This window comes from Thermomicrobium sp. 4228-Ro (assembly GCF_026241205.1).
Taxonomy (GTDB): Bacteria; Chloroflexota; Chloroflexia; order Thermomicrobiales; family Thermomicrobiaceae; genus Thermomicrobium.
Window position 1 is genome coordinate 1207687 of the sequence record NZ_JAPFQM010000001.1, and the last position, 22070, is coordinate 1229756.

Annotated in this window: 19 protein-coding genes; 2 read left to right on the forward strand and 17 right to left on the reverse strand. The window is 66.1% G+C overall.

Features of this window, described 5'->3' with window-relative positions; all coding sequences use genetic code 11:
• Positions 1-242: 242 nt before the first annotated feature.
• The 14 genes from OO015_RS05795 to OO015_RS05860 form a co-directional block, all read right to left on the reverse strand.
• The gene (locus OO015_RS05795) at positions 243-2168 is read right to left on the reverse strand and encodes a S8 family serine peptidase (protein WP_265940286.1); all 1926 of its coding nucleotides are present in this window, start codon (positions 2166-2168) and stop codon (positions 243-245) included.
• A 375-nt stretch (positions 2169-2543) separates the two neighbouring features.
• A complete protein-coding gene (gene xseB, locus OO015_RS05800; protein WP_265940287.1) occupies positions 2544-2843 on the reverse strand; it encodes an exodeoxyribonuclease VII small subunit in 300 nt (99 codons plus the stop codon).
• Complete coding sequence (xseA, locus tag OO015_RS05805) at positions 2836-4074, reverse strand: exodeoxyribonuclease VII large subunit (RefSeq protein WP_265940288.1); 1239 nt, start codon at positions 4072-4074, stop codon at positions 2836-2838. Before xseA ends, xseB begins: the two co-directional genes overlap by 8 nt.
• Positions 4075-4090: 16 nt before the next feature.
• The gene (gene accB / locus OO015_RS05810; protein WP_265940289.1) at positions 4091-4588 is read right to left on the reverse strand and encodes an acetyl-CoA carboxylase biotin carboxyl carrier protein; all 498 of its coding nucleotides are present in this window, start codon (positions 4586-4588) and stop codon (positions 4091-4093) included.
• A 2-nt stretch (positions 4589-4590) separates the two neighbouring features.
• Positions 4591-5151 (reverse strand): elongation factor P, encoded by a 561-nt coding sequence (efp, locus tag OO015_RS05815; RefSeq protein ID WP_265940290.1) that lies wholly within the window; start codon positions 5149-5151, stop codon positions 4591-4593.
• Positions 5152-5238: 87 nt separating this feature from the next.
• Positions 5239-6336, reverse strand: a complete 1098-nt coding sequence (locus OO015_RS05820; protein ID WP_265940291.1) for a M24 family metallopeptidase — start codon at positions 6334-6336, stop codon at positions 5239-5241.
• Positions 6333-6788: a type II 3-dehydroquinate dehydratase gene (gene aroQ, locus OO015_RS05825; RefSeq protein WP_265940292.1), complete on the reverse strand. Its 456-nt coding sequence runs from the start codon at positions 6786-6788 to the stop codon at positions 6333-6335. The genes OO015_RS05820 and aroQ overlap by 4 nt, the downstream gene beginning before the upstream one ends.
• Positions 6785-8458: a glycosyl hydrolase family 18 protein gene (locus OO015_RS05830; protein WP_265940293.1), complete on the reverse strand. Its 1674-nt coding sequence runs from the start codon at positions 8456-8458 to the stop codon at positions 6785-6787. Before OO015_RS05830 ends, aroQ begins: the two co-directional genes overlap by 4 nt.
• A 15-nt stretch (positions 8459-8473) precedes the next feature.
• Positions 8474-9679 carry a hypothetical protein gene (locus OO015_RS05835; protein WP_265940294.1) on the reverse strand — a complete coding sequence of 402 codons (1206 nt, stop codon included), beginning with the start codon at positions 9677-9679 and terminating at the stop codon, positions 8474-8476.
• Positions 9680-9842: 163 nt separating this feature from the next.
• The gene (gene leuB, locus OO015_RS05840; protein ID WP_265940295.1) at positions 9843-10961 is read right to left on the reverse strand and encodes a 3-isopropylmalate dehydrogenase; all 1119 of its coding nucleotides are present in this window, start codon (positions 10959-10961) and stop codon (positions 9843-9845) included.
• Positions 10958-11476 (reverse strand): 3-isopropylmalate dehydratase small subunit, encoded by a 519-nt coding sequence (gene leuD, locus OO015_RS05845; protein ID WP_416236568.1) that lies wholly within the window; start codon positions 11474-11476, stop codon positions 10958-10960. The genes leuB and leuD overlap by 4 nt, the downstream gene beginning before the upstream one ends.
• Positions 11477-11567: 91 nt before the next feature.
• Positions 11568-12827, reverse strand: a complete 1260-nt coding sequence (gene leuC, locus OO015_RS05850) for a 3-isopropylmalate dehydratase large subunit (RefSeq protein ID WP_265940296.1) — start codon at positions 12825-12827, stop codon at positions 11568-11570.
• A gap of 6 nt (positions 12828-12833) precedes the next feature.
• A complete protein-coding gene (locus OO015_RS05855; protein WP_265940297.1) occupies positions 12834-14372 on the reverse strand; it encodes a 2-isopropylmalate synthase in 1539 nt (512 codons plus the stop codon).
• Positions 14373-14870: 498 nt separating this feature from the next.
• Positions 14871-15467 (reverse strand): heme-binding domain-containing protein, encoded by a 597-nt coding sequence (locus OO015_RS05860; protein WP_265940298.1) that lies wholly within the window; start codon positions 15465-15467, stop codon positions 14871-14873.
• A 195-nt stretch (positions 15468-15662) separates the two neighbouring features.
• On the opposite strand from OO015_RS05860, the gene OO015_RS05865 reads away from it, so the two are divergent.
• Both OO015_RS05865 and OO015_RS05870 read left to right on the forward strand, forming a co-directional pair.
• Complete coding sequence (locus tag OO015_RS05865) at positions 15663-16544, forward strand: aromatic ring-opening dioxygenase subunit LigB (protein WP_265940299.1); 882 nt, start codon at positions 15663-15665, stop codon at positions 16542-16544.
• 256 nt (positions 16545-16800) lie between these two features.
• Positions 16801-17769 (forward strand): alpha/beta hydrolase, encoded by a 969-nt coding sequence (locus OO015_RS05870; protein ID WP_265940300.1) that lies wholly within the window; start codon positions 16801-16803, stop codon positions 17767-17769.
• 585 nt (positions 17770-18354) lie between these two features.
• On the opposite strand, the gene OO015_RS05875 is transcribed toward OO015_RS05870, so the two are convergent.
• The 3 genes from OO015_RS05875 to OO015_RS05885 are packed head-to-tail and all read right to left on the reverse strand — an operon-like array spanning position 18355 to position 22068.
• Positions 18355-19683 (reverse strand): phenylacetate--CoA ligase family protein, encoded by a 1329-nt coding sequence (locus OO015_RS05875; protein WP_265940301.1) that lies wholly within the window; start codon positions 19681-19683, stop codon positions 18355-18357.
• A gap of 13 nt (positions 19684-19696) precedes the next feature.
• On the reverse strand, positions 19697-20554 hold the full coding sequence (locus OO015_RS05880) for an HAD-IIA family hydrolase (protein ID WP_265940302.1): 858 nt from the start codon (positions 20552-20554) through the stop codon (positions 19697-19699).
• Positions 20551-22068 (reverse strand): biotin carboxyl carrier protein, encoded by a 1518-nt coding sequence (locus tag OO015_RS05885; RefSeq protein WP_265940303.1) that lies wholly within the window; start codon positions 22066-22068, stop codon positions 20551-20553. The genes OO015_RS05880 and OO015_RS05885 overlap by 4 nt, the downstream gene beginning before the upstream one ends.
• Positions 22069-22070 lie beyond the last annotated feature (2 nt).

The window sequence follows — 22070 nt, forward strand, 5'->3', positions numbered from 1 at the left end:
CACCTGCGATCGAACCTGCGCTCGCCGGTCACCGCCGCACGGTGCACGCCTGCTCCGGCATGGAGACGAGCGGGACTGCTCGCAGCGGGACGGCCCATCGAAACGCGTGCCCGTGCCGGGGTCGAGCGCGGCGTTTCCCCTCTTCCTGTTGTCTCGTGTGCCGGTCTCGCTGCACCGATGCAGCAGGGAGGAGCCTGGTGCCGATTTCCGGCGCCTGGCTCCTCCCCGGTCGTGCGGTGCGCTCAGCGGCGGGCTGATGCGACGACGGTGATGGTCAGCGAGCGTGTGTTATCCGTCGGATTGGCATCCCCGCTGAGCGGTGCGGAGGCGGTCACGGTATAGGTTCCCGGCGCTGTCCGCGAGTTCGTGCGCCAGGTGAAGGACAATGTCCGCGTCTGCCCAGGTGCCAGCGTGACGCGCTTGCTGACGGTTCCCATTGCTGGGTTGCCCGGACTCGTGCTCAGGCTGACGACCACAGTGACACTGCTCGTCCCGCGGTTTGCCAGCACCACCGAGATGCTCGCGGACTGGCCACGGGTGAGACTCGTCGGGCCGGTGAGGTCGGTAATGGCGATATCGCGTGTTGGACTGGTCTGTTGCGTCACGGAAACCGTTGTGCTCCGCTGGTTGTCGTTCGGATCGCTGTCGTCGGCGATCGTCGCACGTGCCTCGAGCGTGTACGTACCGGATGCAGTGGGCTGCCAGGTGAAACGCACCGAACCGCTCGCGCCGGGATCGAGCGATAGCGTCTGCGGCTGTCCGATCGCCTGTCCGTTCGCTGTGAGCGTGATCGTGGTCGTCTCGCTCGCTGTTCCCTCATTCCGCAGGGAGACGGTAACTGTGGTGGTGCTCCCGAGTGTTAGCGACGATGGGGCAGAAAGTTGCGTCACGGCGATATCGTGCGTGAGGGGTGCGGTGCCACCGTTGTCGGAGCCTCCACCGGATCCGCCGTTGCTCCAGTCCGCTCGGACGAGCCGTTGACCGAAGCTGTCCCAGAACCCCGCCTCGCCGATCGATGCGAGGAAGCTCTGGACTTGACTCGGTGAGGCTCCCGGATTCTGAGCGAGATACAAGGCAGCGGCTCCGGTGACGTGCGGTGCGGCCATGCTGGTGCCGCTCCACCGTTGATAGCCACCGCCAGGAACAGTGGACAGGATGGCATAGCCCGGTGCGTAGAAGTCGACCGCCGGACCATAATTCGAGAAGGAAGCCCGCGTGTCGTCAGCGCCGTAACTGGTGCCTGGCCCAAGGCTGCCTGGTTTGCCATCGGTGTCGACGATCGCACCGACTGCGATGGCTTCCGGATAGGCAGCCGGAACGGTGTTGCTCGCGTCACGACCGTCGTTCCCGGCGGCAACGACCAGCGTGACGCCAGCTTGCACGACGCGGCAGACGGCTTGGTGGAGCGGGTCGCTCGAGCCTCCGCAGTTCGGCGTGTCGCTGCCGCTGGCTCCGCCACTGTAGTTAGCGACCTTGATCGTGCCAGCGTTCGCAGCGACCCAGTTGAGGCCGCAAATCAGCCAGGAAACATAACCAGTTCCGTTGTCGCCGAACACCTTGACGGCCCAGAGTCGTGCGCCGGGTGCGACGCCGACGACACCGATACCGTTGTCGCGCGCGCCGATGATCCCCGCCACGTGCGTTCCGTGTCCGTGCCGGTCGACCCAGCTTCCGCTCCCCGTGCAGTCGTACCCGCCGACGACATTGAGATCAGGGTGGCTCGGATCGATTCCGGTATCGAGCACTGCCACGTCGATCGGTAGCGGATCGTCCACACCATCGATCTTGGCAGTCGGGTTCGCGAGTGTTCCGATGCGTTGCACGCCAGTGGGCACGGCTTGCGCTGCCAGGTGCGTTTCGACGTCGGGCACGATGCTCGCGACCGATCCGGTCGCTCGGAGGTGCTCGACCTGCCGCGGTGTCAAGTAGCCGGCGAAACCGTCCAGCACGGTGTCGTAGACGACATCGGGTCGTGCACCGACTGCTTGGGCCAGCTCGAGCGCACGACTGCGCCGTACCGGCGCGAAGTCGCTGGTGGCCGTCTGTGGGGCGACGAGCACGATATACCGTGCCGGTGGCCCGTCCGCACTCGCTGCTGCGATGGCAGCAGCGCCGAGTTGCAGCGCGATAACGAAGCTGACGAATAGCCGGATGATCGCCCGTCGCATGGAGCCCTCCTCGATCGTTTCGCGGCGGCGTGCGCCTTCCGATCGAGGAGGTCGGCAGTCGTAGGACGGCGGCGGAGAACGATCGGGTACTGCGGATCACTAGGTGTTCGTGCCCGGGGGCTCCTAGCACCGGCGGGTCGGGACAGCCGGGCTCACACGATCGTCTCCCGGAAGCTGGTCGCCGGTCACCCGGTCAGAAGTGCGGAGAGGCTAGCTGGGGCGCTGGATGACTGGTGATCGGGGGTCTCGAGGGCGAGACGAGAAGACCGGCTCTTCGACGATGTAAACCGGTATTTCCGGCAGGGCCAGGCGATACGCTCGTGCCTGACCGGAAGCGGTCATCGTGTGCCAGTGGTCGTCGCGGTGCGCATCGCGTCAGGAAAAGGGAAGATCGCCGTCCTCATCACCGGCGAAGTCGAGCGCTTCCGTGGCCGATCCGATGTCCGATGTTGGCCCGCCGAGACGGAGCTGGCTGATCTGCAGTTCGGCGTGATCGAGGATCGCGTTGCAATGCCGAATCAGCTCGACCCCGCGCTGATACTCGCGGATCGCTTCGGCGAGCGGGAGTTCGCCACTCTCGAGGCGCTGCACGATCGTCTCGACCTCTCGGACGAGTTGTTCGAACAGATCGATCGGATGGAGCGGCGTACCGGATCCATCGACGCGTTCAGCCATGCGTCCCCCCTCCCGTTCCCTCTCGTTGGAGCGCCTCGACGACTGTGTCGGCTCGTCCGTCGTTGAAGTGCAAGCGCAGCCGCTGGCCGATCGCCAGCTCGTCGATCGAGCGCACGAGCTGGCCGCTCGCCGCGTCCTCGGCGAGGAGATAGCCGCGCGCCAGCGGGCCGTACGGGCTCAACAGCTCCAGCTCGCGTACCAGCGCCTGGAGGCGCTGTCGTTCAGCGACCAGTCGCTGGGCCAGCGCGCGATCGAGCCGCTGTGCCGACTGGTCGAGCCGCTGGCGGAAATTGTCCACACGATGCCGAGGTGCTGCCCGGTTCAACCGCTGTGCGAGGTGCCCGACCTGCTCGCGCGCACGCTCGAATCGCTGCTGCATCAGGTCGTGCAGGCGATTGTCGAGTCCAGCCAGCCAGCTGAGGAGCGCCAGGCGATCGTGGGGCGTCACGAGTTCGGCGGCTGCCGAGGGGGTTGGTGCACGGTGGTCAGCGACGAAGTCACAGATCGTCCAATCGGTCTGGTGGCCGACGGCCGAAACCACGGGGATACGGCACGCGAAGACAGCCCGGGCCAGCCGTTCGTCGTTGAAGCACCAGAGGTCTTCGAGCGAGCCACCGCCGCGCGCGATGATCACCACCTCGGCTCGCCCGTCCAGTTGCACGGCCTCGAGCGCCGCGATGAGCGACTCGACCGCGCCGTCACCCTGCACGCGCGCCGGTGCGAGAATGAGGTGCACGTAGGGATAGCGGCGACGCAGCACGATCTGGATGTCGTGCCAGACTGCACCGTGCGGCGAGGTGACGACGGCGATACAGCGCGGAAGCGGTGGTAAAGCACGCTTGCGGCTCGGATCGAACAGCCCCTCGCGTTCCAGCTTCTGCTTGAGCTGCTCGAGCTGCAGGCGCAGTGCGCCGTCCCCGAGTGGCTCGAGGAATTCGACGTACAGCTGGTAGACACCGTCGCGCTCGTACACGCTGATAGAGCCGGTGGCGATCACCTCGTCGCCGTCGTTCGGCAAGTAGGGGAGCCACTGCGCGGTGCCCCGGAACAGCACGCAGCGGAGTGTCGCTTCTCCCTCGCGCAGGTTGAAATACCAGTGGCCGCTCGCGTAGGTGCGGGCATTGGTGACCTCGCCGCGCACGCGGACGAACTGGAACTCGGGGTGGCTCTCGAGCAACTCCTTGATCTGCTGCGTGAGCGCTGCGACGCCGATGACCTCGCCCCCGAGCATCACCTGTCTCCTCGCGTCAATCCGGCCGCAGGCGCATCAGTGGCTGACCATACTCGACCGGTTGCCCGTTCTCGACCAGGATCTCGACGATCGTCCCGGCTCGCTCGGCGACGATCTCGTTCATCACCTTCATCGCCTCGATGATCGCCACTGCCTGGCCTGGTTCGACGTGGTCACCCACCCGCACGAACGGGTCGGCGCCGGGCCGCGGCGCAGCATAGAAGGTGCCCACCATCGGCGCGACGATGGTATCCAGCTTCTCGGTGGGTACTGCCGTTTCGGCCGTTCCCGGTACTGCGTTGACCGATGCCGGTGCGACAGCGGCGTGTGCCTGGAGCGTCGGGGGAGCGAGAGCCGGTGAGGCGCTCTCGAGCGTGATGCGCAGATCCCCCTGGGCGACTTCGAGGCGCTGCAGGCCGGCTGCCCGCATCACTTCGACCAGTTCGCGGACGGTGCGGGTCAGCGCAGCGTAGTCCGGATGCTGCGCGGACGCGGTTCCGGTCGGTTCGGCCATCGTTAGCTCACCCGTTCGATGTACTCGCCGGTGCGCGTATCGACGCGGACGACATCACCGACCTCGACGAAGAAGGGCACTGTGACGACGATGCCCGTCTCGAGCGTCGCTGGCTTGCCACCGCCGGACTGTGTGTCGCCACGTACCCCCGGTGGCGTATCGACGACGCGGAGATCGACCGTCACCGGCAGCTCGACCTCGACCGGCTGGCCGTTGTACGTGAGAAGATCGAGTTGGAGCCCTTCCTTCAGGTAGTTAACTGCGTCGCCGAGCGCCTCTCGATCGACTGCGAACTGCTCGAACGTCTCGGTGTCCATGAAGTGATACTGCCCGCTGTCCTCGTAGAGGAACTGTACCCGGTGTCGCTCGAGCGGGGCGAGCTCGAAACGTGTCCCCGCTTGCACGGTCGTGGTCGTCGTCGCTCCGGTGCGCAAGTTCTTGAGTGTCAACCGGACGAAGGCGCTCCCGCGGCCCATCTTGACGTGCTGGAAGTCGAGCACCCGGACGAGTTCGCCGTCGATGAGCAGCGTCATGCCTTTCCTGAGGTCACCTGTCTCGATCATCCGGCGTTCCCCCTGAACGTGAGGTCTTCTTGCCTCGCTCTTGCCGATCAGTATACGGATTCCCGCTGCCTGCGCACGACCGACCCGTCAGCTCAGGTGCAGGCGTTTCGGTGTGCGTGTCAGCACCTCGACGCCGTTCTCGCGGATGACGACGAGATCCTCGATGCGCACCCCGCCCCAGCCGGGCAGATAGATCCCTGGCTCGATCGTCACGACCTGTCCGGGCGCGAGGGGCTGCTCGGATGCGGGAGAGAGTGCTGGCGCCTCGTGGACGCGCACGCCGACCCCGTGCCCGAGCGAGTGGGTGAAGGCGTCACCATAGCCAGCTCGCTCGATCACCTCGCGGGCCAGCCGGTCGGCCTCGCGTCCCGTCATGCCGGGCCGGATACCGGCCTCGGCGGCTTCCAGGGCAGCCAGGACGATGCCGAAAATCCGCTCCAGCTGCTCGTCCGCCTGGCCGAGCCAGACGGTGCGGGTCAGATCGGCGCAATAACCGGCCACGACTGCTCCCATGTCGATCACGATCGGTTCACCGGCTGCGATCGCCCGCTGCGTCGGCCGGTAGTGGGGCAGCGCGCCGTGTGGCCCCGAGGCGACCGCGATCGGGAAGGCGGTACCGTCCGCACCGGCCTCGACGAGTGCCTGTTCCAGGCGCAGCGCGACTTCCCGTTCGCTCATCCCCGGCCGCAATTCGCGCACCACCGCCTGGAACGCTGCATCGGTGACCGCTTGCGCCCGAGCGATGAGCGTGAGCTCTTCCTCGTCTTTGACCACACGCAGGTCGTCGACGAGTGACCCGACTGGAACCAGCTCGACGCTGTCGCCAAGCGTTTCCTCGAGGACACGTATGTCGCGATAGAGAACGGCGCGGTCCTCGAAGCCGACCCGGCGTGCACCCAGCTCGCGGAGCACCGCGGCGTCGCCCCGCGCGAAATCGCGCTCGCGGTCGAAGATGCGGAAACCGCGTGCCTCCTGCTGGGCGAGCGTACTGTTGAGGCGACTGGTGACCAGCACCGCGTCCTCGTGGCTGATCACGAGATGCCCGGCTGATTCGTTCGGCGGGATGTCTTCCCCAGTGAAGCCGCTGAGCCAGAAGCGGTTCGAGGGATGGGTGATGACGACCGCATCGAGTTCCTGCTCGCGCAGCCGCTCGCGGAGCCGCGCGAGCCGTGCCGATGTGTTCACCCTGACGCTCCTTCCGCTCGCCGGATCAAATACATGAGCGCGAGTTCGTAGCTCATCGGGCCGAACCCGCAGATTTGGCCGACCGCGACCGGCGCGATGACCGAACGGTGCCGGAAGGGTTCGCGGGCGTGGATATTGGAGAGATGGACTTCGACGACCGGTGCGGGTATCGCGGCGACCGCGTCACGCAAGGCAATACTGTAGTGGGTGAGGGCACCCGGATTCAAGACGACACCGATGACGTCCCAGCCGTAGCGTTGGAGCAGGTCGACCAGTTCACCCTCGTGGTTCGACTGCGCGCAGATGACCTCGATCCCGTGAGCAGCGCCGAGCTGTCGGAGCCGTTCGTCGATCTCCGCAAGTGTCATCGATCCGTAGATCTCCGGCTCGCGTCGGCCGAGCAGGTTGAGGTTCGGCCCGTGCAGGACGAGGACGCGCCTAGCTGCTGTCACCGGATCCACCCTTTCGCGCGCACGAGGTCGGTTCCGAGGAGCCCCAGCAGCACCCGATACGGCTCTGGGTTGTCCGGATGGTACTCGAACCGCGCCCGTTCGAAGTACTGGATCGTCAGCCCGGTCGCTGGATCGGTGAACGGTTCGGAGAGCGGGTAACCGAAGAGCGCGAGCGATTCGCGAAAGGATATCCCCGGATCACCGAACTCCAGACCGTGCGACTGCCAGTAGGCGAGGAACGCGCCGCATACCGCATGACCGGTTTCGGGGAAATAGAGACAGTCCTGACCGGCAACCTCCGGCGGGACGGGCTGGAACGGCGGTGTGCCGAGCAGCCCGCGGCGCTGGGCGTCCTCGGCGCCGAGGCGTCCGAGTTGCACCTCGTAGGGAGTCCCGGCGAGTTCTGGGTGGTACTCGAACCGCTGGCGCTCGAAGTACTGCACGGTGAACGGTTTGCCGAGGTCAGGATTGATCTCGGTGAATTCCTCGGTCAGCGGGTAACCGAACACCGGTAACCCGCCACTCCGTTCCCAGAACGCCTTGAACCCGTAGGAAAGCGAGTGCCCCGTTTCCGGGAAGTAGCGGCGTTCGGGGGTCGAGGGAAAGGCGGGAATGCGTGTCGCTGGCGTGTTCAGCCGGCTGAGTTCGGACCAGATAGCGGGATCTTCGTGACCGAGTCGCCAGAGTGCGACCCCGGCCAGACCACGGTCGAGCGCCAGGTTCAGCCGTGCAGTCACGCTTCGGACGTCGGCGTGCCAGACCTCGTGCTGGTGGTCCGCATCGTCCAGGTAGCGGAGCCAGGCTTCCTGCTCCACCGCGTCGTACCCACTCGTCGCGCCTGGTCGGCGTTGCAGTTCCTGTACCTGGTCGTAGCGGACCGAACGAGCTGGCGGACCGGCTGTCGTGTCCCAGTCGTACCCGTAGAGTGGTATACCGAGGAGCAGTCTCCCGGCCGGGATGCGTGTCGTCGCGTAGTCCACGACGCGGCGGACCCAGCCGATCGGCGCCACCGGACCGGGCGAGCCACCGGCGTAGTGAAAGTCGTAGGCCATGATCACCATGTAGTCGTTCACCGCGGCGAGCGCGGCGTAGTCGTAGGCCCCGCCCCAGGTCGTCGGTGTGTCGGAAGTGCGGGCGACCACGGCTTGCGTGACCAGCTTGCCGCGGGCGTGCAACTGGGCTGCGAGTTCCTGCATGAAGGTGGTGAGGTGTGCCGCATCGCTCGCATTGACCGCCTCGAAATCGATGTGGATGCCGCTGTAACCGCGCCGTTCGACTAGCTCGACGATCCGTTCGATCGCGGCCGCGCGTCGTTGCGGGTCGGCAAGGAGCGGTGTCAACTCGTCCCAGCGCGGGATGTTCTTGATCATCGGGAGGACGGTGTACCTGCTCTGGCGGAGAAGGGTGTCCGCTGCCGGATCGCTCAGCTCCTCGATCGTCCCGTCGGCGCGCAGTTGGAAGAAATACGGCGACACGATATCCAGGTTGCCGAGCTGCGCCTGCAGCGTCGTCCAAGACGTACGGTCATAGGTCACGTAGTAGCCCCAGCGCACGAACGTCCCAGCTGCCTGAACCGGGCGGTGGAGCGCGAGCGGGTCGGCGACGATGGAGGCGAGAACGAGCAACAGGACGAGCCGCGAGCCAACGAGCGCGTCTCGGAACCGTGCCAACCTACCCCCTTTCGCTCAACCCCGCGGTGCTACCTGGGCAGCGACCGCAGCGACGGTGACGGTCACCGGTACCGGTTCCGGATAGCCCGCGAACGTCGCGGTGCCTCGGAACCGGACAACCGGTGTCAGGTACCGTGTCATGCCCTGCCCAGCATCGACCCAGGCCAGTTCGGCCTTGGTGATCTTGGCCGTGCCCTGCAGCGGGAGATTTGCCTGCCTGAGGACGGACTCGTCGATCTCTACCGTACCGCGCCGGTTCACGACGTCCTGCCAGAGCGCATCGGCCGGTCGCAGGCTGTAGGTCGACGATTCCATCGAAGCCGGCCAGGCGACGAATGCCTGGCGGATCGACCCATCGGCCGCGACGGCGAGCGTCGCGCCGGGAACAGCCGAGAGGACCGGCGATGGCTCCGCCGGGCCGAAGGTGACGATCACCAGGCCCTGCTCGGGAATGCGCTCGCGTACGGTGCCGGCATCGAGCGGTGTGGAGACGAGCTGGTGACGCTGGAGCCAGGACCGCGCAGCCTCGATCGCGATGGCGTCGGACAGGAGCGAGGATGCCTCTGGCGTTGGCTCGGGTGTCTCTTTCGGCGTGGTCACCGGAGTAGGTGCCACCGCTGGTTCGGCTGCCTGATACTGTACGGTGAAGCCGGTTACCACGAGTTGTCCGGCTGGGCCCCGTACGACGAAACTCCCCGTCGCTGTGGACTGAAGCGTACCGTCGATACCAAGCTCGCGCGCGAGTTCAGCCACTCGTTCCTCGTTCCAGTCCGGTGGGACGAGCCGGTAGACCGGAGCCTCGCTGGGAAGTGTCGCCAGATCGAACGCCGGTTCGAAGATCAGGTCGAGCTGACCGGGCGGGAAGGCAGCTTGCGGTAGGTTCGGTGCTGGCAATTCGCCGAAGGCACCGACGACGACCGGTGCCGGTGGTGTCGGAGTCGGTGTGGGTGTCGCGGTCGGGCCGGGTGTGCCAGCTTCCGCTGGGACCGTGGCCGTGGCTTCGGCCGGGCTGGTTGTCGGCGTGACGACCGGGAGCGTGCCTGCCTCGCTCGTGGCGACCGGACTCGTGGCCGGCGGTGACTCGGTGCGGAGCAAGCCCCGCACCGCCCAGGCCGCGAGCGCGAGCATGAGAACGAGCGCGACGGCACCGAAGACGAGCGGCCCACGCGCGCGACGCGGTGGCTGCCGTCTGGTGCGCTGACGTTGGGACGCGGCTGCCACGTCCCCTCCCTTCCCGTCGGAGATGAGCGTACCACTCGACCGGACACGTGCGGGAGGAGCTGCCGGCTGCGGTGTGGGTGCCGGGTTCTGCCGTCAGGTTCTCGGCAAAAACAACGCGGGGGCCGAGACGTGACCCACCGTCGACCCCCGCGTGTCGGCGTTCTCATCCGAGCAAGCGATCGAGTTCTTCGAGCACGCGCCCAGTGAAGGCTTCCGTACCGAGCGGCGTCTCGCCCGGCCGCGCCAGGTCGGCCGTGCGGGCGCCGCTGGCGAGTGCGACATCCACTGCCTGCTCGACGGCTGCTGCAGCTGGCTCGTCGTCGAGTGACCAGCGCAGGAGCATGGCCGCGCTCAGGATGGCACCGATCGGGTTGGCGATCCCCTTGCCGGCGATGTCGGGTGCCGACCCGTGTACCGGTTCGTAGAGGCCGAATCGGCGTACCGGGGACCCTGGTCGTTCCGGCGGGCGTCCGTGCAGGCTGGCCGAGGGAAGCATCCCCAGCGAGCCAGCGAGGACAGCCGCCTCGTCGCTGAGGATGTCGCCGAACAGGTTCTCCATGACCAGGACGTCGAAGTCGCGCGGTCGGGCAACGAGGCGCATCGCGCACGAATCGACGAGCTGGTGTTCGAGTGTCACGTCAGGGTACCTTGCTCCGATCTCGGTCGCCACCTCGCGCCAGAGCGCCGACGTGTTGAGGACATTGGCCTTGTCGACGCTCGTCACCTTGTGCCGCCGCTGGCGGGCCAGCTGGAAAGCGAGATCGACGATCCGAGCGATCTCCTCTTCCCGGTACGGCAACGTATCGACTGCCCAGCGGCCACTCGGCTCGCGGCGGAGTTCCGACGGTTGCCCGAAATAGAGGCCACCGGTCAGCTCGCGCACCACGATGAGGTCGACGCCGCGCACGACCTCCGGCTTGAGCGGTGTCGCATCGGCCAGTGCGTCGAAGACCCGTACCGGCCGCAGGTTCGCGAAGAGGCCGAGTTCCTTGCGCAAGCGCAGGAGACCCGCTTCCGGACGGGTCGCCTTCGGCAAGTGATCCCACTTGGGGCCGCCGACTGCTCCGAGGAACACTGCGTCCGACTGCAGCGCGCGGGCGATCGTTTCGTCGCGGAGCGGTGTCCCGTAGGCGTCGATGGCGGCACCACCGACCAGGTCTTCCGCGAAAACGAACCGGTACCCGCGTTGGTTCCCGACCACTTCGAGCACTCGCCGTGCGGCGGCCAGGACTTCCGGCCCGATCCCGTCGCCGGGGAGTAGGAGCACGTGTACCTCGGTCACTGCCCGGCCTCCGCTGCCTTGTGTGCGGCCAGACGCTCGCGCACGGCGTTCAAGAGTCCACCGGCCCGGATGATATGCTGGATGAATTCGTCGTACTGGGTCGCCTTGTAGGTCTTACCGGTCCGGAGATTGCGGACGATCCCGTTCTCGGTATCGATCTCGAGTTCGTCACCGGTCTCGGTCTCGCGTACCGCTTCCGGTGCCTCGACGACCGGCAATCCGATGTTGATTGCGTTCCGGAAGAAGATCCGCGCGAACGATTCGGCAACGACTGCCTGAACCCCGGCCGCCTTGATCGCGATCGGGGCGTGCTCGCGTGACGAGCCACAGCCGAAGTTACGACCGGCAACGATGATGTCGCCGGGTCGTACCTTGCTCGCGAACTCCGGGTCGATATCTTCCATCACGTGCTGGGCCAGCTCCTGGGGATCGATCGTCACCAGGTAGCGGGCCGGGATGATGACGTCGGTGTCGATATTGTCGCCGAACTTCCACACTCGCCCGCGCATCGGCACGGGTACTGCCCTCCTCCATTTTCACAGCGTGCAGGTCCGTGGACTGCCCGACTGGGTAGCGAGACGGTCAGCTCGCTACCCAGCGGGTCGTTCAGTTGAGCTCGAACGGCGAAGCCACGCGTCCCAGGACAGCGCTGGCAGCAGCGACGGCCGGGCTGGCCAAGATCACTTCCGACTCGCGGTGCCCCATGCGCCCGCGGAAGTTGCGGTTGGTCGTCGAGACGCAGCGTTCACCCTTGGCCAGGACGCCCATGTAGCCACCGAGGCAGGGACCGCAGGTCGAGACCGAGAAGACGGCGCCGGCCTCGAGGAAGATGTCGACCAGGCCTTCCTTGGTCGCCTGCTTGGCGACCTCCTGGCTGCCGGGTATCACGATACAGCGCACGCGGGGGTGTACCTGCCGTCCTTTGAGAATTTCTGCGGCGATGCGCAAGTCACTCAGCCGCCCGTTGGTGCAGGAGCCGATGACGACCTGGTCGATCGGCAGGTCGCGCACCTCGTCAGCCGGGCGCACGTTCGATGGCAGGTGTGGCAGCGCGACCAGCGGGCGCAGGTTGGAGACGTCGAACTCGATGACCTGCGCGTAGTGCGCATCGGGGTCGCTATCGACCGGCTCGTAGGGTTCGGAAGTCACCTGGGCCAGCCACGCGCGGGTCTTGTCGTCGCAAGCGAAGATCCCCGTCTTGGCACCGGCCTCGATCGCCATATTGGCCATCGTGATACGGTCGTCCATCGGCAACTCGTCGATAACCGGCCCGGTGAACTCCATGCAGGCGTAGAGTGCGCCGTCGACGCCGATCTGTCCGATCGTATAGAGGATCAAGTCCTTCCCAGTCACGAACGGCGGCAACTTTCCTTTATAGACGAACTTGATCGTCGGTGGTACCCGCATCCAGGTGGTACCGGTCGCCATCGCTGCCGCGATATCGGTCGAGCCCATACCGGTCGCGAAGGTGTTGAAGGCACCGTAGGTGCAGGTATGCGAGTCGGCACCGATGATGACCATACCGGGGCGCGTCAGGCCGTGCTCGGGAAGCACCACATGCTCGATACCAGCCCGGCCGATCTCGAAATAGATCGCACCCTGTTCGAGTGCGAACTCGCGCATGATCTTCGACTGCTCGGCCGCTTTGATGTCCTTGGCCGGCACGAAGTGATCGGGGACGAAGACGACCTTCTTGGGGTCGAAGACGCGGTCGACACCGAGCTTCTTGAACTCGGCGATCGACAGCGGTGCGGTGATGTCGTTGGTCATCACCAGGTCGACGGCAACCTCGACGATCTCACCTGGCTCGACACGGCTCCGCCCAGCCGCCCGTGCCAGGATCTTTTCAGCCATCGTCATGCCCATGGCGACTCACTCACCTCCACTTACCGGTACTGTCGCAGTCAATGCAGCGCGGTTCAGCGCCATGAGATAGGCGCGGATACTGGCCTCGATGACGTCCGTCGCGACGCCGCGGCCATTATAGACCTGCATCCCGCAGCGCAGGTGCACGGTCACCTGGCCCTGCGCGTCCTCGCCCGGACTGACGGCATCGACGTGGAAGGCCTCCAGTTCGCAGCGGCGGCCGACCAACCGGTCGATCGCCTTGAACAGCGCGTCGATCTGGCCGTTGCCGGTCGCTGACGCCTCGCGGTCGATCCCGTCGACTTCCAGCTTGACCCAGGCCTCGGCACGCCCGTCGGAACCGGAATGGGCACGCCAGCCCTTGAGGACGTAGCGTTGCGGAACCTGGGCCAGCTGATCTTCGACGATGGCGATGATGTCGGCATCGGTCACCGTCTTCTTGCGGTCGCAAAGCTCGATGAAGCGCTGATAGAGCTGCTCGATCCGCTCCGGTGCCAGGTCGCCGTAGCCGAGTTCTTTCAGACGTGCCCGGAAGCCAGCCCGGCCGGAGTGCTTGCCGAGCACCAGGCGGCTCGCTTCCCAGCCGACCGACTGCGGCGTCATGATCTCGTACGTCATCCGGTGTTTGAGCATACCGTCCTGGTGGATTCCTGCCTCGTGGGCGAACGCATTGGCACCGACGATCGCCTTGTTGGGCTGGACCTGGATTCCAGTGATACGCTGAACCAGCTTGGAGGTCGGTACGATCTGCTCGGTCACGATACGCGGCTGAATCGCGCCGAACACGTCGCGCCGGACGTGCAGGGCCATGACCACCTCTTCGAGCGCCGTGTTGCCGGCTCGCTCGCCGATTCCGTTGATCGTTACCTCAGCTTGCCGGGCACCGACGCGGATGGCTGCCAGCGTATTGGCGGTCGCCAGTCCGAGGTCGTTGTGGCAGTGCACGCTCACCGTAACCTTCTCGATGCCGGGTGTGTGCTCCATGACATAGCGGACGAGTTCGGCGAACTCGTGCGGGACAGCATACCCGACCGTGTCCGGGATATTGATCGTCGTCGCCCCTTCTTCGATCGCAGCTGCGAAGACCCGGCACAGGAAGTCCCAGTCGGAACGGGTCGCGTCCTCCGCCGAGAACTCGACGTCGCCGACGTAGCGCTTGGCGGCGCGTACCGCGAAGCGAGCGGCCTCGAGGACCTGCTCTGGAGTCTTGCGCAGCTTGTACTCCATGTGGATCGGCGAGGTGGCGATGAAGGTGTGGATGCGCGGCTGCTCGGCCTCGCGCACCCCTTCCCAGGCAGCATCGATGTCCTGCTGGTTGGCGCGGGCCAGAGCGCAGATAGTGACCCCCTTCACCTCGCGACTGATCCGCTGGACTGCACGGAGGTCTCCCGGTGACGCCGCCGGGAACCCTGCCTCGATGATGTCGACACCCAGCTTGACCAGCTGGCGGGCTACTTCGACCTTCTCGTCTTCGGTCATCGTCGCGCCCGGCGACTGCTCGCCGTCGCGCAGTGTCGTATCGAAAATGATGACTCGCTCGCTCATCGTCTCCCCTCCGGTGGTCATTACTGACAATCAGACGGCCTCCCAGGCGGGAGGCCGCGAGCCAGCTCGTTTCTGGCGACCGTCACGCCCGTCCCGCGTCGCTCGTGGCCCCTCCCCGGGGCCGGCTAAGGGAGAGTCGGAGCAAGCTCGAGACTCGATAGAACATCGCTGTCCCTCTGACGCCAAACGGCCCGTCCGCGAAGGGACGGGCCGTTCCCGTGGTACCACCCTACTTGGCCGTCACCACGCTGCGTGGCGACGCCCGCTCTCTGCGCTGTAACGGGCGCATCCCGGCACGCGCTACTCGGACGCGTTCACGCATGCAGCTCCGGGACGAGTTCGCGCGCTACTCCGGGCCGGGCTCCCACCACTCCCCGGCTCGCTGGCCGGACTCGGCGCGCTACTGCTTCCCTTCCGCGCCTTTGCGGGAAAGACTAACAGACGCTCCTGGCGTTTGTCAAGTGTCGCGTTGCTCATCCTCGCTCGTCCACCCCGCGCTCACGAGGGGCGGATTGCGACGGGCAGACTGGTCGAACCTTCCTCTTCTTCGCCGTTCTCCTGTTCCGGCGCTGCCTGACGGTTGCGCTGTTCGCCACCTTCTCCACCTCCCCCACCTTCCCCACCTTCACCGAAGGTCGCGATCAGTCCCTGGATGAGTTGCTGCTTCTCCTGCGCTGAAAGATTCGCTTCCGGATGGACCGGCAGGTAGAACCACGGCGGCATCGTGCCTTTCTGGATCTGCTCGACCGATTCGTCGCACTTCGCTTCGCCACCCACCCCCCACTCGGAAACGTTGCACTTCTGCCGTCCGTCGGTGACGTCGCGGTAGGCCAGGAAGGCAGCCGGAGCGACGTAGGTGTACCAGCGCCAGTTCGTCTGGTTGGAGTGGCAGTCGCCGCAGGCCCGCATGAAGAGTTCGCGTGTCTGCGGACTGTCCCAGTTGGGTTCGGCGATGACGGGCGGGTTCGTCCGTGGCAGTGCCAGGGCGATGCCCTGCAAGGCGATGAAGAGCGCGACGAGCACGCCGCCAGCGACCAGCGCGACCCGTCGCCAGCGCGATCGTGCCGTGTGTACGACTGTTGTCGGTGCGGCCATGCGTGCTGTCCTCCTTTCCCTTCCGAGCACCCCAGCCCGATGACTCGAGCTTTTCGAGACAGAGTATCGATGCCTCGTGTAAACGCAGTGTAACCGGAGCGGGCGAGAGCGCTGGTGCTCGCGATGCTCGGGACGGCTTGCGCCCGAGCCAGCGAGCCCGGATACTGCCTCCGGGAAGATGGCGAGGAGGGAACGATGGGAATCGTTTTCGGGGCGGTGGCTCCGCACGGGTTTCCGATCATCCCGGAACTCTCCGACGATGCCGAGGGTGGTCTCGCGACGCGGGCAGCGATGGGGGTGCTCGCCCAGCGGTGTGCGTCTGCGCGACCGGACGTCCTGGTCGTGGCGACGCCGCACGGCGTCCGTGTCGATGGGATGGTCTGTCTGGCCTATACGGCACGCGGTGCCGGGACGTTGCGCTGGCACGGGCGGCAGATCGAGATGAACGTGCCGCTCGATCGGGCAGCGACGGAAGCGATCGCGGAAGCCGCGCGCGAACTGGGCGTGCCGATCGCGCTGGCGGGGTTCGCCGGCAACCGGTGGGACCAATCGGTGATTCCGCTCGATTGGGGCACCATGACGCCACTCTGGTTCCTCGGTCACGGGCGGAACCTGGCCGGCCACGGTGACGTGCTGGCGCCGCCGCCGGAGGAGGATACCGGCCCGCCGGTCGTCGTCGTGACGCCCTCGCGGCGCGTGCCGCGTGACCTGCTCGTGACGTTCGGTGAAGCGGTCGCGGTGGCTGCCGAGCGCGACGGGCGGCGGTTCGCCTTCATCGCGAGCTGCGACTGGGCGCATACGCACCGAGCCGATGGGCCGTACGGGTTCCACCCGGATGCAGCGGAAGTCGATCGCATCGTGGTCGAGGCGTTGGCAGCCAACGATCCGGGCCGGCTGATCGACCTCCCGGAGGAGAAAGCGACCAACGCCGCGATCGATGGTCTGTGGCAGACGCTGATGTTGGCAGGTGTCATGCGTCGCGTGCCGATGCGAGGCGAGGTGCTCTGTTACGAGGCGCCGAGCTACTACAGTATGATCGTTGCGGCGTTCGAGCCGATCACCATGACACCAGCTTGAGTCGCGCTGTCGAGTCACTCGGTGTTAGCCAGGACCGGAGCGGCCTCGCACGCTGCGGTTCCGTCTTCGCGTGCCGAGATGCACGCTGCTCCCGGCGGCTGCGTACTGCTCGACCGAAGTCGGCTCGGGTGGGAGCGGCTCCCCGACCGCGACAGGCCGGTTGGCTACGATACAACGCTTCCTTGCTTTCTCTCTGACCGTGCGATAGGGTCGCAGTGTCGTCCAGAAGGTCGCGCGTGGAAAGCGGGGTACAGTGATGTCGGTGTTCGAACGAATCGACCCAGAACTCGCGGCAACGCTCGCCGCATTCCCGGAGGAGCTCCTCCTCGATCTGCGCGATATCGCGCTGGCACGGCGCCGCATCGTGGTGTTGCGCGAGGCGCTGGCGAGCCTGATGCCGCCGCTCCCGTCCGACGTTGCCATCACTGACGAGTTCGCTCCGAACACATACGATGGCACGGCGGTGCGTGTTCGCCTCTACCGGCCAGCCGCGGCGCAGGGCACACTCCCGGCGCTGGTCTGGATCCATGGTGGGGGCTACGTAATGGGGACGCCGGAGATGAACGACCCGCAGTGCGCCGAGTTCGCGCGCTCGTTACCAGCGCTCGTCGCTTCGGTCGACTACCGCCTGGCACCCGAGCATCCGTATCCCGCGCCACTCGAGGACTGCTACGCAGCGCTCCGCTGGGTGCACGAGCGAGCTGAGCAACTCGGTGTCGACCGCGAGCGGATCGCGATCGGTGGGGCGAGCGCCGGTGGGGGACTCGCTGCAGCGCTGGCCTTGCTCGCTCGCGACCGTGGCGAGGTCCCGGTGCGGTTCCAACTGCTCATCTACCCGATGCTGGACGACCGCAACGAGACACCGTCGAGCTACGAGATCACCGACCGTCGCCTCATCTGGACGCGCGAGTGGAACGTCGTCGGTTGGCGCGCCTACCTCGGTCGGGAACCGGGCGGCCCCGATGTTCCGGCCTATGCAGCACCGGCACGGGCCGAGAACCTGGCCGGATTACCACCAGCCTATGTCATGGTCGGTACGGCTGACCTCTTCCGGGACGAAGACATCGCCTACGCGCAGCGGCTCATGCAGGCTGGTGTGCTGACCGAACTGCACGTCTTCGCCGGGGCCTTCCACGGCTTCGATGCGTTCGTGCCCTCCGCCTGGGTCAGCCAGCGGGCGAACGCCGAGGTACTCGCAGTCTTGCAGCGGGCGCTCGCTGGCTAGGCTGGCCACGGTCCGTTCACCGGAGCGAGAGGCGTCGCGCCCGGCTGCAGCGGCGAATGCGGCGCTGAACGAGGCATCGCATTCCCCGTAACAACGTGCCCAGGGGAGAAGCGTGCTTCACGGGATTGGCGTCTCAGGCATCTGCCCGAATCCAACGAGACTGGCTCGGTCAGGCAGCGCCTGGTCCCAGTGGAAACGAGACTGGTTCGCGAGGCACACCGATCGTGCTCGAGTTGTGCGTGATCGATCGCTCCATCCGCGTGAGCAGGGAACGCGCGCCTTACTAGGGTGCGTTCCCGTGGCCGATCGGCTGTCGTCTCATCCATACGTTCTCTGTTCGATCCGTCGTTCTGTGCTGCTCGGAGCTGCGCGGATTCGTTCGAGCGCTCGATCGCTCCGTTGAGCTGCGGCTCGCGACCGTCGTTCGACCGCGCCAGTGGTCGAGCGTCTCTTCTCGTGGTTCTCGGGGTGGGGGCGAGGGTAATGGTGGGAAGCTGCTGGTCCTTTATTTCGTGCTGGCGAAGGTGCGTCCGAGCGTGGAAAAGTTCCTCGTTGGAGGGGAAAGACAGGCGAGAGACCGCTCTCCTACTCGCTCCGGACGATCACCTGGCGCTTCATGCTGCCGGTCGGAGCGAGTTCACCTTTGGGGACGAGGTGGACGACGGCTCGGAAGATCAGCTGCGCGCGGATCGCTTCTTCGATGTCCTTTTTGAGCTTTTGGAGGTCGCCGGGCTCAGGGCCGAGTTCGACGACGATTGGTACCGGAGGCTCGATCGGTAGGCCGCGGGCCGGAAGACGGATCTGGAATTCACCGGTCACGCGTGGGCGGAACGAGGCGATGACGTCTGCGACCGCACTCGGGAAGACGTTGACGCCGCGGACGATGAACATGTCGTCCACGCGCCCGACGCACCGGATCCGAATCCCGGTGCGGCCGCATTCGCACGTGCCCGTTCCTTCGATCCGGACGAGGTCACCGATCCGGAAGCGGATGAGCGGGACGCACTCGCGCGCGATGGCGGTATAGACGAGTTCCGCCAACATCCCCTCCTTCGGCTCGACCGGCTGGCCGGTGGCCGGGTCGACGAACTCGGCGATGACGAATCCCTGGCCGATGAAGTGCATGCCAGCCTGTGCTTCGCACTCCGTCCAGAGGATGGGGGCGAAGTCGGCAGTGCCCATCGCGTCGTAGACCTTGCACTGCCAGGTTTCTTCGATCTGTTGCCGGATCTGCGGTACCCCAGCACCCGGCTCGCCACCGAGGGCCATCGCCTTGAGTCCGAACGAGGCGGGGTCGATACCCAATCGCTCGCGTGCGACGTTCGTCAGGTAATTGACGAAGGTCGGACTCGAGACCATGTAGTCGACCCCTGCCCGGCGGATAACGTTGAACGTCCGGGACGCTTCCATCGTGCCGGACGGGTAGACAGTCGCGCCCATCTGGCGCAGTGCCTCGTAGAAGCTGAGACCAGCGATGTACCAGCCGAGCGTCACCGCGAGCCAGACGCGCGTTCCCGGCCGTACCCCAGTCGCCCAGAAGAAGCGGGCGAGGATCTCGTTCCAGGTTCGCGAATCAGCTTCCGTCAACCCGACGAGTGTCGGCTTACCGGTCGTCCCCGATGAGGCGTGAATCCGGACGACCTCGTGGAAGGGAACGCAGGCGTGACCACCGAGCGGGGGATAGTCCTCTTGCGTTTTCCGGACTTCGTCTTTGACCGTGAACGGGAGCAAATGGAGCGTATCGCGACCGATCGTCAGCGGATCGATTCCGGCTTCGCGGAACTTCTGCTGGTAGAAAGGGGATCGCTCCCAGACCCAGCGGAGCTGCCAGCGAAGTCGCTCGTCCTCCAGTTTCCACAACCTGGCTGGATCGATCGTCTCCATTTCCTCGTTCCAGTACCGTCGCTCGCCCATGGCGACGAACTCCTCACCGGTCGGCTGCTCCTTCCCGCATGCACGCTTCCCGGAGGAGCTCGAGGAGCTCCCCGACACCGCTCACGACGAGATCACCGAGAAGCGGTGTCTCGATCGGTTCGCTGCCGCGTCCAGTCCGCACTTGAACGGTCGGGGCTCCCGCGTCACGTCCCATCCGTAGTTCGAGGTCAGGATCGTCGCCGACGACAGCAGTCGCAGCGATCTCCGTTCCCAGCAAGCGCGCGACGGCACGGAGCGCTTCGACCGAGGGCTTGCCGACCACGCGCGGGTGCTTGCCGGTCGTCTCGGCGATCGCGATCGCGATCGACCACGACCACCCGGGCTTGAGCCCCCGCTTGGAGACGAAGGCGCGTGCCGCTGACGTGACCAGGAGATCAGCGCCGTTCCACACCGCGCGGCAGGCGATGTCGAGTTGATCATACGTCAACGATCGGCTCCAGCCAACGAGGACGACTCCGGCTGTCTCCCCTTCCTTCCCGTCGACGACCCGAATGCCCCGGGCCTGGAGCGGCGCGACCGTGCCCTCCTCGCCGAGCACGTAGACGGAACGCCCGGGGTAGTCGGTCGCGATGATCTCGGCGGCGGTCACCCCGGTCGTGATGACTTGCCAGTCCTCGATCGGGAGGCCAGCTGCGCGCAAGCGTGTGGCGTAGATCTCCGGCCGGTGCGTGCTGCCACTGGTGAACAGTGCGAAGGGGTAACCCTGTTCCCGGAGCCACTGCAGGAGCTCGACTGCACCCGGTAGCGGGACGGCTCCGCTCCAGTCCGGGCTTTCCGAAAGGATGAGCGTGCCGTCGACGTCGAACACGAACCCACGGACGGTACGGAGATCGACGTGCGAGACGGTCATGTGCCTTGCGTCCTTCCTGTTCCGGCCTGGTGCGTCGCCTGCCGACTGAGCGTCAGGCGAATTCCGTCTTTCTCGAAGTGGAAGAAGCTGATCGTCGGCCGTCGTGCGACCTCGGCGATCAACTGGGTGAGCGGATGGGACAGTCCGTTCCCGTTCACCCCGACATTCCCTGTCTTGCGAGCGAGTGCGGCATCGACCTGGTCACCGGGAAGAGCCCAGCGCAGGAGCAGCTCTTCGTCGGGAATCGTGCCGCCGAACTCGCGACGCAGCTCCTCCAGCGTCGGTTCGGCGATGGGGACGTCCAGTTCGCGTGCCCGGGGCAGCGAGAGAACGCGCTCCTTGACCCAGGGGTCGATCGGTGCTGGTGGCGGGCCGTAGCGTCCGAGGACATACTTGATGACCTCGTCCGGTACCTTCTCGTAGCGTTCGCGCGATTCGAGGTTCATGAGGGCTTGCGTGGCGACGAGCTGCGAGTAGGGCGTGACCATGATCGGGTAGCCCAGCTCGGCCCGGACGCGCACGATCTCCTCGAGGACGTCCTCGAAGCGGTGCTCAGCCCCAGCCTCCTTGAGGTGGCGGCGGAGCGTCGTGATCATCCCGCCTGGTACCTGGTGGCGGTAGTAGGACACGTCGTACTCGAGCGGCTGCCCGATCGGATAACCCTTGCGTCGGGCGAGGCGGAACAGGTGCTCCGAGACATGCTGAAGCGGCTCCAGATCGATCTCGACCTCGCAACCCAGCTCGCGGAGGTTCGCGACCGTGCGGTAGATGGACGGAAGCGAGGTACCTTCGGCGAGCGGTGGGATGGCCGTGTGCACTGTCTCGACACCGAGCTCAGCTGCCTTGAGATAACAGAGCGGTGCCATGCCCATGTTGCAGTGCGAGTGGATCTCGAGCGGCATGTCCTCGCCGAGCGCGCGCTGTAACGCTGGCACGATCGTCTGGACTCGCTCCGGCGTGAGGAGGCCGGACGGGTCCTTGATATAGACCGTATCGATGAGGTGCGGCTCGCGGGCCAGCTCCTCGGCGCAGCGCACGTAGAACTCGTCGGTGTGCACGGGGCTGATGCTGTACACGAGTCCCGCGACGACCGTTTCCGCTCCTTCCTCGCGGGCGATCCGGGCTGCCTCGAGCAGCGCGCTCATGTTGTTCATTGGCTCAACGATTTGGATGCGGCGGATACCATGCCGGATCACGACGCGCATGGCGAGGCGAATGATGGTCCGCGGTGCTGGCTCCCAGGTGATGAAACGCATGCCGGTCGTCATGAAGATGAGTGGCGTGTTCGGCATGAGCTGACGGGCCAGCCGGATCTTCTCGTAAGGATCCTCGCGGTGATAACGCACGCTGATCGCCATGTGCGTGCTGGTCGTGAAGTCGATGCATTTGAATCCGGAACGGTCGAGCCAGGGAGCGACCTCGACGACCGTGCGCGTATCGATGCCGATCGCACTCCAGAGGCTCTGGTTTCCGTCGCGGAGGGTGACGTCGATGAGCCTGATGCGCTTGGCCATGG